The 12,840-nt window shown below is 35.2% G+C and carries 10 protein-coding genes; 2 read left to right on the forward strand and 8 right to left on the reverse strand.

Annotated features, from left to right (window positions below; translation table 11 throughout):
* The first annotated feature begins 218 nt into the window (after positions 1-218).
* Positions 219-1,499, forward strand: a complete 1,281-nt coding sequence (locus BM183_RS14090; protein ID WP_091687517.1) for a ribonuclease H-like domain-containing protein — start codon at positions 219-221, stop codon at positions 1,497-1,499.
* Between the two features lie 121 nt (positions 1,500-1,620).
* A complete protein-coding gene (locus tag BM183_RS20755) occupies positions 1,621-1,767 on the forward strand; it encodes a hypothetical protein (protein WP_170848026.1) in 147 nt (48 codons plus the stop codon).
* Positions 1,768-1,860: 93 nt separating this feature from the next.
* On the opposite strand, the gene BM183_RS14095 is transcribed toward BM183_RS20755, so the two are convergent.
* The 8 genes from BM183_RS14095 to BM183_RS14130 all read right to left on the reverse strand — a co-directional run bounded on the left by BM183_RS14095 (position 1,861) and on the right by BM183_RS14130 (position 12,595).
* The gene (locus tag BM183_RS14095) at positions 1,861-2,823 is read right to left on the reverse strand and encodes an ABC transporter ATP-binding protein (RefSeq protein ID WP_091687518.1); all 963 of its coding nucleotides are present in this window, start codon (positions 2,821-2,823) and stop codon (positions 1,861-1,863) included.
* Positions 2,820-3,845: an ABC transporter ATP-binding protein gene (locus BM183_RS14100; protein WP_091687519.1), complete on the reverse strand. Its 1,026-nt coding sequence runs from the start codon at positions 3,843-3,845 to the stop codon at positions 2,820-2,822. The genes BM183_RS14095 and BM183_RS14100 overlap by 4 nt, the downstream gene beginning before the upstream one ends.
* A gap of 20 nt (positions 3,846-3,865) precedes the next feature.
* The gene (locus BM183_RS14105) at positions 3,866-4,795 is read right to left on the reverse strand and encodes an ABC transporter permease (RefSeq protein WP_091687561.1); all 930 of its coding nucleotides are present in this window, start codon (positions 4,793-4,795) and stop codon (positions 3,866-3,868) included.
* A 108-nt stretch (positions 4,796-4,903) separates the two neighbouring features.
* Positions 4,904-5,851, reverse strand: a complete 948-nt coding sequence (locus BM183_RS14110; protein WP_091687520.1) for an ABC transporter permease — start codon at positions 5,849-5,851, stop codon at positions 4,904-4,906.
* Between the two features lie 62 nt (positions 5,852-5,913).
* Complete coding sequence (locus BM183_RS14115) at positions 5,914-7,599, reverse strand: peptide ABC transporter substrate-binding protein (protein ID WP_091687521.1); 1,686 nt, start codon at positions 7,597-7,599, stop codon at positions 5,914-5,916.
* Positions 7,600-7,620: 21 nt separating this feature from the next.
* A complete protein-coding gene (locus tag BM183_RS14120) occupies positions 7,621-8,637 on the reverse strand; it encodes a M42 family metallopeptidase (protein WP_091687522.1) in 1,017 nt (338 codons plus the stop codon).
* A 25-nt stretch (positions 8,638-8,662) separates the two neighbouring features.
* The gene (locus BM183_RS14125) at positions 8,663-11,818 is read right to left on the reverse strand and encodes an alpha-mannosidase (protein WP_091687523.1); all 3,156 of its coding nucleotides are present in this window, start codon (positions 11,816-11,818) and stop codon (positions 8,663-8,665) included.
* Positions 11,819-11,911: 93 nt separating this feature from the next.
* Positions 11,912-12,595: a FadR/GntR family transcriptional regulator gene (locus tag BM183_RS14130; protein ID WP_091687524.1), complete on the reverse strand. Its 684-nt coding sequence runs from the start codon at positions 12,593-12,595 to the stop codon at positions 11,912-11,914.
* Positions 12,596-12,840 lie beyond the last annotated feature (245 nt).

Consider the following 12,840-nt stretch of genomic DNA (forward strand, 5'->3'; position numbering starts at 1 on the left):
AGATCATGAACGGCTTTTTGTTCATGATATATTAAAAACGTAATGTGGAAAATGCAAGCTTGCTTGAATTTTCAGAGCATGAACTTTTGTTCATGCTAAATAAATTATAGCGAATCATACTATAAAAACAATTATTTCTAATAATATTAAGGTAAACTTAATATTAAGGTAAGCTAATAATAAGAATATTTATATTTTTTTAAAGTCGAGGTAATCAAATGCTAACTATACATACAACCTTAAACAATACATTACTTTATCCCATACAAAACCCATATAATATGGAAGATATCCTGTTTTTTGATATAGAAACAACCGGCCTGTCTGCAAAAACCTCTTTTATTTACTTAGTCGGCTGTATATATTTTGAAAATGATACATGGCAAATGATTCAATGGTTTGCTGATGAATTAAATCATGAAGAGGCTATACTTCATGAATTTTTTCAAAAAATTAAGCACTATAAGCGTTTGGTCCATTATAACGGAAGTGGATTTGATATTCCATTTATTCAGAATAAATGCAAACAATATAATATTGATATTCCCTTTGACCTTATAGACAGTTTTGATATTTATAAGAAACTGCTTCCTTATAAGAGTTTACTTCCTGTCCAGAACCTAAAATTAAAAACTGTTGAATCCTTTCTTGGGATAGTAAGAGAAGATACGTATTCTGGAGCCGACTTAATTCAGGTTTACGCCAATTATCTGGGAAGCAGCCGTTATGAGAAATTACACAAAAGCATTTTACCAGAAGGGGCGGATAACCAATCTCCTCTTCCCTATTCAAAATCAATTCCTTCATCCAAGGACCTGCTTCGTATACTTCTATTACATAATGCAGAAGACCTGAAGGGTTTATTATCTATATCAAGTATATTGTACTATATTGATTTATTTGATAATAACCTATATAAGCATATATTCCAAAGCATAACCAATACTGCTGGTTCACAGAAGATTTGGAATACAGAAATCATTTCAGATACAGACTCAGAAATCTGCTTTTTAGAACTGCTGGTAACTATTCCGTTTAAAGTACCAATATCCGCTCATTGGGAGAACACATTATCAGTTTCTATAAATGGAATTTGTAATAATATGTCCATTCAATTAATTGCATCCGCTAATAATGTTACCCTAAAAATACCTGTTTTTAAAGGTGAACTTAAATATTTTTTTAATAATTATAAAGATTATTATTATTTACCAAAAGAAGATATGGCTATCCATAAAAGTGTTGCTCAATTTGTTGATAAAGAATATCGTATACAAGCCAAAGCAAATACCTGTTACAACAAAAAGACAGGAATTTTTATTCCTGCCTTTGGTAAACTTTCTAAGAATGTATTTAAAGCGAAATATCAGGATCATATAAGCTTTATAGAATTAGATATATCAGAATTAAAGGAATCTGCTGAACTATATGAATGTTTTATGGACTACATTAATTTTCTTTGCCATTCTAAAGAAACCAAACTTAAACTTACTCATTAAAAAACCTTCGTTTGGTCATATTTAAGGTATGAATATTTCTTTTCTGTAAGCAGATACTATAATCATAGGAGATTAAACAAACCTATGTACTCATAGTTTTTCACCAAGGAAAGGAATCAGTATGGGAAAAAGTAAAAAAAATACAAAAAGTAAAGGGACCCAATATAGTAGCAATAATTCTGCAAAAGATACTGCAAAGAATACATCCGGCGTAAAAAATATAATACCGGATGAGCAGGAACGCCGGGACGGTCCGGGAGGAGAATAATAGAAACAAAAAACGGATTTGCATACTCATATTGAGTACCAGCTCCGTTTTTTAAATGAAATTTATTATTCTATGAAGAATTCAAATATATCATCAAGCATTCTCCAAAACATGGCAAGCCACAAAATGTCCTTTTCCAATTTCTTTTAGTTCAGGTGTAGCAATCCCACATTGTTCAGTTGCATACTTACATCTGCTCATAAAGCGGCAGCCTGGCCCACAATTAATTGGACTTCCAACTTCGCCTTCTAAAGGCAGTACAGTTTTAGTTTTTTCCAATTTAGGATCTGGAATTGGAATCGCAGAAAGTAATGCCTTTGTATAAAAATGGGCCGGATGTTTATAAAGTTCATTACTTGATGAAAATTCAACCAATTGACCCATGTACATTACTCCAACATGATCTGATATATGTTTTACCATTGATAAATCATGAGCAATAAATAAATAAGTCAATCCTAATTGTTCCTGGAGACGAACAAGCAAATTAACAACCTGTGCCTGAATAGATACATCCAATGCGGAAATTGGTTCATCACATACAATAAACTTAGGATCAACTGCCAAAGCTCTTGCAATACCTATTCTTTGTCTTTGTCCCCCTGAAAATTCATGAGGAAAGCGGTTTGTATATTCTTTATTTAAACCAACCATAGCAAGTAATTCCTGTATCCGGTCATTTCCTCCTGGTACATGATGATTGATCATTCCTTCCGCAATGATATCCCCAACTGTCATACGGGGATTTAATGAAGCATATGGATCCTGAAAGATCATTTGAACGTTTTTCTTAAATTCAATTATTTCTTTTTTATCTTTCAGCTGACTAATATCTTTTCCCTGAAACTCAATTTTTCCTTCTGTAGCAGGATATAAACCTAAAATAGTTCTTCCGCAGGTTGTTTTTCCACATCCTGATTCTCCAACCAGTCCAACGGTCTCACCTGGATATATTTCAAAGGATACATCATCTACAGCTTTCAGCACACCTTTTTTTCTCATATTAAAATACTTTTTCAGATGTTCTACTTTTACTAAAGGCTCCCTTGAATTCATTTCTTAATCACGCTCCTTACATTATCAAATCCATATACTTCTTTTGCTATTTCATCATGGAGCCAGCACATTGTCCTATGGCTTTTTGATATTTGAGTATATTGAGGCTCATATCTATTGCAGACTTCCATACAGTATTCACATCTTGATGCAAACCCGCAGCCTTTTGGAGGAGCGACTAAGTCCGGAGGGGTTCCTGGAATAACATGGAGCTCTGCCTTGTTTTCTAACTCTAAATTAGGCACTGCATTTAATAGTGCATAGGTGTATGGGTGCTGGGGGTTTTCAAAAATTTCTTCTGCTGATCCTTCTTCTACAATTTTACCTGCATACATTACTGCAACTCTATCTGCCATTCCGGCAACAACCCCCAAATCGTGGGTAATCATTATAATAGCCGAATGGTTTACCCGTTGAATTTCTTTTAATAATTTTATAATCTGGGCCTGTATAGTAACATCCAGGGCAGTGGTGGGCTCATCCGCAATCATAAGCTGAGGATTACAGGCCAATGCTATAGCTATCATTACCCTTTGTCTCATACCTCCTGAAAATTCATGAGGATATTGTTGGATTCTCTCTATAGGGTTAGGAATATTTACTTTCTTTAATAATTCTATGGTTCTTTCCTGTGCTTCTTTTTTACTTACTTTTTGGTGCTTGATGATTCCTTCCCGAATCTGATTTCCAATCTTCATAGTGGGATTTAATGATGTCATGGGATCCTGAAAAATCATTCCTGCATCTTTACCTCTATAATCCTGCCATTGTTTATTTGTATATTTCAGAATATTGATTCCCTTAAATTTAATTTCGCTATCCTTTTTTACTTCACCCTGTGGAGAAGCAACTAGTCCCATTATTGCTTTGGAAGTAACTGTTTTTCCACATCCTGACTCTCCAACAATAGCAAGGGTTTCTCCTTCATTCACATAAAAAGTAACTCCACGTACTGCTTGAACCTCACCTGCATATGTATGGAAGGAAACTTTTAAATTGTTAACTTCTAATAAATGACTCATACTTGAACTCCTTTTATTTCTTATTGGCGAAGTTTCGGATCAAAAGCATCACGAAGTCCATCTCCTAACAAATTAAACGCTAACATGGTTAATGATATTGCTGCTGCCGGGAAAAGCAATTCATGGGGATAATATGACATTTGTTGCTGGCCAAGGGCAGCCATTGCACCCCAGCTTGTATTAGGGGGTTGAATTCCCATACCAATAAAGCTAAGAAATGCTTCCGAAAAGATAAAACCAGGAATTGTAAAAGTGGTATTTACAATTATAATACTTAATATATTAGGTAACAGATGCTTTAATATTATTTTAAAAGTTGGAGTGCCCAGTGCCTTTGCCGCCAAAATATACTCACACTCCATTAAATTAAGCACCTGCCCTCTTACTAATCGCGCCAGGCCAGTCCAACTTGTTATGCATAATGCAATAATCAATGAAACCATACCTTTTCCCAATACAATACTGACTAAAATAACAACTACCATATAAGGAATACCAACAAGTACTTCAACAATTCTCATCATAACATCATCAATAACGCCGCCAAAATATCCGCTGATTCCCCCATATATTACCCCTACTGCCAAAGATATTACAGCTCCCACCAGCCCAATGGACAGAGATACCCTTCCTCCAACCCATATTCTGGCGAATATATCTCTGCCAAGGTCATCTAATCCAAAAATATGCTGTACTGTTGATCCCTGATTTGTATAGGCAAGATTTTGTTCGTCATAGGAATGGGGATATATATAAGGAGCAAAAATACACATTAATATCACAAAAATTAAAAATCCCATGCTGATCATGGCAACTTTATTCTGTTTTAACCGTCGCCATGCATCCTGCCAATAGGATATGCTTGGTCTGGCCACTTTTTCTGACTGTTGTTCATTTACTCCAACACGTGCAAACATTTCTTTCGTTAGTACAATATTTTGATTTTCCATTCTTATAACCATACTCCTTTCAAAGTCTGGAGACTTTGTGCGCAGCACAAAGCTCCGGCTGAAAGATTTCAACTTTAAGAGAATGAAATTCATTCAGCCTTCTCCTCTCTATTTTATCAGACTCTTTCTAATTCTTGGATCTACCAAGGCATATAAGATATCCATTATGCCGATTGAAAAGATAAAGATTGCAGAAAAAATTATTGTGGTAGCCATTATCATAGGATAATCTCGCCCATTTACACTATCTACATAGTATCGGCCAAGACCCGGTATGGAGAAAATTCTTTCTATGACGAAGGAACCCGTTACAATTCCTGCAATCTGGGGAGCTACAATGGAAATAATCGGTGTAATACTATTTCTAAGTACATGTCTCCAGATAATTTCTCCATTGGAAAGTCCCTTAGATTTGGCAGTTAAAATATAATCATTGTTCAAAACATCCAGTACGGAGGACCGCATAAATCGGGAATAGGTTGCTATACCACCTATTGCCGCTGACAAAGTAGGTAATGCAGTAACACGTAAAGAATCTGCCAGTCCCATACCTTCTGTAACCCAACCCACTATAGGGAAAAATGTTCCCCCCAGGCTTTTTTGCAATAATGCTGCAAATACAAAACTTGGTATAGATACTCCAAATATTGCTATAAAAATGGCAATAAAATCAATCCATGAATTTCTATGAAATGCTGCAATAATACCAATCAGTAATCCTAAAACCAAACCTACCCCTACTGCCTGCAAGCCTAAACGAATGGACGCTGGAAGACGGCTTCCAATTACTTCATTTGCTGTCAAGCCAGGTGTTGTATAAGATTCTCCTAGCTCTCCATGTGTAATGTTTTTTAAATAGTGTAAATATCTTTCTCCAATTGGTTTATCCAATCCCCATTTAGCTTCCAGATTCTTTGCCACAGCTTCCGGAAGAATTTTTGTACCGGACTGCATGGGATCACCGGGAATTAAATTCATTAAGAAAAAGGTAGCTGTTATAATGATCCATAGTGTAACAATCATATAACCAAACTTTTTTAATATGTATTTAAGCATAACTAATCTCCTTATAAGAATACGAGACAGAGGAAATTTCCCTCCTCCGCCTCGTCTCTTTCTTATTCAAAATATGCTGTTTTTAACTCAATTTCAGGTCCACCGGATCCATTGAAACTATATCCCTTTAATGATTTATCAACAAGGTTACGTTTAAAGCTGTAAGTAAGTGGTGCAATACCTGCTTCTTCTGCTATTAGTATTTTTTCTGCTTCTGCAATTTTCTCTTGTCTGATTTTCATATCCGGTTCAGATTTACATGCATTTATCAACTCATCATACCTGCTATTAGAGAAAAGGGCAGGATTATTACCATCCCCTGTTAAATAGCATTGCATAAATGTCATAGGGTCATTATAATCTGCGCCCCAGCCAGTATTACAGATTTGATATAGACCTTTTGATACTTGATTGTTAAAGGTTGCATTATCGGCTGCAGTATCAATTTTAACTGTCACACCTAATATGGATTGCCATTGATTTTGGAAAAATTCCGCTTTTACTTTTGTATCATTATTTGCATTACTCTGAAGGAAGGTTACTGTAATAGGTTCACCGGATTTTCCGATTTCTTTTAAACCTTCTTCGAATAACGTCTTTGGATCTTCTTTACATTCTAATAATGGGTCAGTTACTTCTTCTCTGTATTTAGTTTCCCCATTATTAATGGAATACGGAACTAAACCATAACCTGGTTTGTCTTTTTTCAATACATTATCTACAAAAACTTCTCTGTCAATGGCAAGTGAAAATGCCTTTCTTATTTTAGCATTTGTAAAGATTCCATTAGGATCTTGATTGTTAAATGCAATATAAGAAGAACCTGGATTTGCGTTTTCAATGAGTGAAATTTCCCCTGCATCAATTTTACTCTTTACTTTCTGATAGTACTCTGCATTAATACCGGTTAAAATATCAATATTGCCTTGCTCAAGCATCTGCTGTCTTGTATTTTCCTCCTGTGCAAGAAGAAAATTAACGGTGTCCAATCTAACATTGGCTGCATCCCAATAGTTCGGATTTTTCTTTAATACAATCTGAGAGCCTCTTGTCCAACTATCAATTACAAATGGGCCGGAATAAACCATATTCTCTGCATTGGAACCGTATGTCAAATTACTTTCTCCTGTTGTTTTACTTTCAGGAATAGGTGTAAGATTGGCACAATTTGCCATTAGCAGAAAATATGGCAGCGGTTCATTTAATCGAATTTCTAAAGTCCTTTCATCAAGTGCTTTTATTCCAACCTCTTCTTTGCTGGCCGTACCAGTGTTATATGCTTCTGCACCTTCTATACAATAAAAAGTACCGGCATTATGACTGCCCACCTCAGGATCAAAAGTTCTTAACATGCAGTTCACATAATCCTGAGCTTTAATAGCAGTTCCATCTGAATATTGATTATCTCTTAGATTAAATGTCCATATCAATCCATCATCTGAAACATCCCATGTTTCTGCTCCTGCAGGTGTAATTTTTCCATCCTGCATACGAATAAGTGTTTCTTGAACCTCTAATACAATTTGGTTCTTTTGACCGTCATCTGCACGGCTAGGATCTAAAATGTCCGGATCAGTTGTCATAGGAAGATTAACAGTTGTTTTATTATTACCGGTTACTTCCACATTTCCACCAATTGCCCCATCCTTACCGCTAGTACCCTTGCTTCCACATCCTGCTAAACCAAGTGACATGGCGCAGATCAGTGCACAAGCTGTAATTTTTTTCAAATACATAATTTTTCTCATAACTTTTCCTTCCCTTCTTATTTACTTTATTATTTCTTCTGTCACAATGTTTAAAGGCATCTCTAAAAATTTTGTAAGCAATTTAATACATGCCTCAACATCAGCCAGATTAATAATACTATTTGGTGAATGTCCATATCTTGTTGGTATAGATATACCAAGTACCTTAACTCCTGCACCCGACTTTGTAATTGCCCCTGCATCAGTTCCCCCTGCCGGAAGAGCATCCAGCTGATAATTTATATTATTTTTTTTCCCGCAATCAATTAAATCCTGGGTTAATGCTTCATCGCATATTACGCTTGCATCGTTGATTTTAATTGCTGCGCCTCCACCTAATACAGGGTTTCCAAATTCATCTCCGGGAATATCAAATGCCCCTGTAATATCTATTGCTATCCCTAAGTCTGGTTGAATTCCTTCTGCTGATGTGGTAGAACCAAACAATCCTACCTCTTCTTGTACTGTAAACACAAAATATACATCATGATAAGGTGTTTTCATTTCTTTCATAGTTTCTATTTGAATGAAACATGCACTTCGGTCATCAAAAGCTTTAGACATTACATTATTACCAAGGAGTTTTGTATATTCTCCCAGGAACATAGCACAATCCCCTACTTGAATATATTGTTCTGCCTCTGCTTTATCCTTTGCTCCAATGTCAATGTATAATTTATTGAACTCATTTGGTTCAACTTTTTGAATCTTTTCTTTACATGCAACACAACCTACCACACCATTGGCAAATTGAACCCGATTCATAAAAGATATATAGGGAGAAACTCCGCCCACATTTTTAACCAATAACAGTCCATTTTCCATTATCTTTACAACACAAAGACCTATTTCATCCATATGTGCAGCCGTCATTATTTTCTTTTTATTGCCACCATTGCCTTTCTTAAGCGCTATCAGATTCCCCATTGCGTCCTTCTTAATTTCGTCTGCATAATTGGTGATTTGATCAATTATGTAATTGGCAACTCTTTTTTCTCTACCGCTGACTCCCCAAATTTTTGTCAATTCTTCCAGCATATTACCTCTCCTTGTCCAATAGTATTTATTCCTTAAAGTTTATTCGAAATGTTTTAATTTCATATGGTTCAAACCATACTTCAAACTCATTATTTCTAATGATAAGAGTATTCAGATCATTTTCCAGTAAATCACATTCTTTTGCAGATAGAATATTCCATGAAGCCGAAATCTTTGCTTCCACTCTGTGATTTTGATTTTCATACATCCTTAAGATCCAACCATTACCGTCTTCTGCTTTTTTTATCATCTCTATAAAACAGTTCTTTTGATTGCAGGAGATCAGGCTGAAGCTATCCGGTAAGCATTCCTGTATTCCTTTTTCCTTCATCGCTACAATGGATGGTACATTAAGGTTGTATGCCATCTCAACAGTACTGGCATCTTGCCATCTGCCCTTATGGGGGTATATGGAATAGGTAAAATCGTGTTCTTCTATATCCGCATTTTCATTTGGATAGATCCCTGACTTAATCAGCGTTAAAGACATTTCTCCATCCTTAATACTATGACCGTATTTACAATCATTCAAAAGGCTGATTCCCAGTCCATTTTCAGACAAATCTGCCCATTTATGTCCACAAGTTTCAAACTTTGCAATATCCCAGCTATTATTGTTAGTAGTTTCTCGTTCAACATTTCCGTATTGTATTTCATAAGTAGCCCTGTTTGTATTCACATTCACCGGAAAATTAACTTTTAACAGCACATTATGCAGCTTCCAGTCCACATGATTTATAAAATCGATTCTAGGTATATCCTGGTATAAGAAAACTTTTTGTGTAACAACCGAATCCATGAATCCATATGAAGTTTCTAACACTGTTCTAACTGGTCCTGCTTCAATGACCTTTGTTTCAGAAATCCAATCACTTTCATATTTTTTCTTTTTATAATAAATATCAATATCCCAGTTGTCCCAATTCATAGGTCTGTCTTCATAAATATTCAAAACATTTCCTAAACGATTTTCCTTAATAAATTCTTTTTCAGCTTCTTTTTCGAAAAGAGACTCCAGCTCCATCTTATGGTTGAATCGGGCATAATAATAGCTGTTATCAAATTCATAGTTCCATTCCAAAGATTCCTGTTCCGGTTTTTCTCCTTTTATTAATTGGTAAGTTTTAAAACCTAAAGGTGGCAGCTGTTTGGCAAAGAAAATCAACTTATCCTCTGAAATATACTGAGCTTTGTATGTGTTACCTTCTAAATCCCTGACCTCAGCTATGGAATATTTTCCACTGGTGTCAACTTCTACTATGTCATCTTTCCAGTAGCCCAGGGTATTAAATACCACAATAGAATCTACCGGAGCTCTAACATGCTCTGCAATCTTTCTGCTGATTTTCTGTATACAATATGTACCGTCATCTAAAATCTTTTCATATTCCTTATTTGACTGGATATAAACTTCTTCAATTGCACTTCCCGGAATAATATCATGAAACTGATTTAATAATATGGTATCCCAGCCTTTATTTATTGTTTCATGGGGATATACTTCTCCAATTAAAGAACTTAAGCAGCCTAAAGTTTCCAGTTGTTCATATAAGATTTCACTCTTACGGTTATACCTCTTCATTTTTCCCATGGATGTATACGTACCTCTATGATACTCAAAATACAATTCACCATCCCATGTAGGCATATCTTTATTAGCTGCAATTTTTACATAAGTACGATCAAAAAAATCCTGTTCAAATTCCAAATTGACCTTTGGAATACCTGGCAATCCATATTTTAGCCTCCTTGCACTTTCTAACATTTCCCTGGTGGGACCTCCGCCTCCGTCACCATACCCATAGAGCATCATGGTGTCCTCCGTTAAATCTTTGTTCTGAAAACGTTCAAAAGTACCAAGTACCATATTGGGATTGATAATTCCTGTATAGGTTGTTGTATTTTTGGTATCTGAAAAAGAAACATTATCTCCTAGAGTTCTTTCATAATTACAGGTTGTGGGCATAAATACAAAAACTCTGCTGCCATCAATTCCTTTCCACATAAATGTATCATTGGGTAACTGATTATACTGATTCCAGGCAATCTTCGTTGTCATGAAATAGGAAATACCGGTTTTTTTCAAAATCTGTGGGATTGCAGCTGAATATCCAAATACATCAGGAAGCCATAGAGATTTACTTTCCTTACCGAACTCCTCCATAAAAAACTGATGGCCTTTAATTATCTGCCTTACCAAAGATTCACCATTTGGCAGATTACAGTCAGCCTCCAGCCACATAGCACCATCCACTTCCCACCTGCCTTCCGCTATTCTGTTTTTAATTTTTTCATACATCTTTGGTTCCTGTTCTTTTACAAACTTGTACAGGATAGGTTGGCTAGACATAAACTTATAATCCGGATATTGTTCCATAAGCTTAAGCACCGTTGAAAAGCTTCGTAACACTTTTTCTTTTGTCTGCTCTACAGTCCATAACCAAGCTATATCAATGTGGGTATGTCCAATTGCACTTACTTTTGGAACGTATTCTAATTCCTTTGTGTAGAACTCTGCTTCAAGTAATAAGCTGGCTTTTACAAAAGATTCATAGAATTGTTCTGAATAAGCTTTCCTCAAATCAAGCAAATCAGCAACCGGACCAAGTACCTGTAGAATTTTACGTGCGTCATCTTTTTTGTTTTTCCATAATACTCTTGCAGCCTGTACCGGAATCGCAAAATCATAATAGAACTTGTTGATTATGTCATCCTGTACTACAAGCTCTGTGTGTAGTATTAAATCGCCCTTTACGGTTCCGCTATAAGCATACAAAGCTACTTCATATCTCTTATCCAGAATTCCATTATCTGTAATAGTAATCTCTCTATGATTAACATCCACTCCTTGTACAATTTCCCCATCCAGATAAAAAAGCATCTGTGGATTTGTAGCATCCCATTGCCCCTCACGCCCTGTGGTTATGCGAAATTCAACATGCTTACCAACCATGGACTTTGGAATTTGAAAACTTGTCCGAAACCATCTATGACGGTCTGTATCTTTCCAGGGTGTGTCAATTTCATAATCTTGCCAATCCCTTGTATCACAAGTTGCTCCATTGTCTATTTTTCCTTCATGCATTTTATATTTTTTAATAACTTTTGATTCCGGATAGCGGAGTTTGTTAATATCTTTAACCAGCCTTTCCATTCGCTCCAATTCAAATTGAATACTCATATTAGCCTCCTGTTCACAATATGCATAACACAACCTATAGGCTATATGCTATAGTATAGGTTGTGTTCAAAATAAAAGCAGTTTGATACTGCTTTACTTTTGTTTCTGAATAGTTTGATACATCATTCCAAGAATGTGTTCATTAATTTCTAACGCTCTCTTAACATCTCGTTCACATATAGCTTTATACAATTCTTCATGGAGCGGGATTGTATCTGTAAACGGATCTTTCATATTCAATGGAAAATCCCATAACTTATCCATAGAACGGCTGATAGATAAAATAAGCCGATGCATTACTCTATTATGTGAAGATTCATATATCATGTAATGAAACTTTTTATCTTCCACATTTTGTTTTTCACCACGGTGGTACTTATCCATCAGGACTTTAACAACTTCCCCCAGACTTTCAAGCTCTTTATCAGTAATATTTTTCACTACAAGTTTAATTATTTCTTTTTCTAATATTCTACGTGCTTCCATTACCTCTAATAAAGATTCTTTTTCTTCTAGAAAATTAAGCTGAGACATCAATACATTCTCATCATTGTGTTTAACATAAATACCCTTACCATTCTTTACTTCTAAAACTTCTTTTGCCTCAAGGGTTTTTATTGCTTCCCGCAAGGATGTTCTACTAACACCCATCATCTCCATAAGCTCAGATTGTGATGGAAGTTTGTCCCCTGCCTTTAAGTTTTCATCATGAATATATTCTTGAATATATTTAATTATCTCTGATTGTAACGGTGTACGGTTGATTCTCTGTCGCATTCTATTACACTCTCCATCATGTTATTACTTCTATATGCTATCATATAGGTGCAATTTTGTCAAATAATATTATTTTTTCTGTGCTAAACTATAAAAAACTTCTATATAAAAATCCTAATTATTTAACCTTCTAAGAATAATTTATACAAATAGTTTAATTATAGGTTAAAATATTTGTATTATATCTAATAAAATTTATTTTGTTATTAACAATTACTTGGATTAGAAGGGTTAAAATTGGGTTA

Origin of the sequence: Anaerocolumna aminovalerica, from assembly GCF_900115365.1 — a bacterium.
Classification (GTDB): Bacteria; Bacillota; Clostridia; order Lachnospirales; family Lachnospiraceae; genus Anaerocolumna; species Anaerocolumna aminovalerica.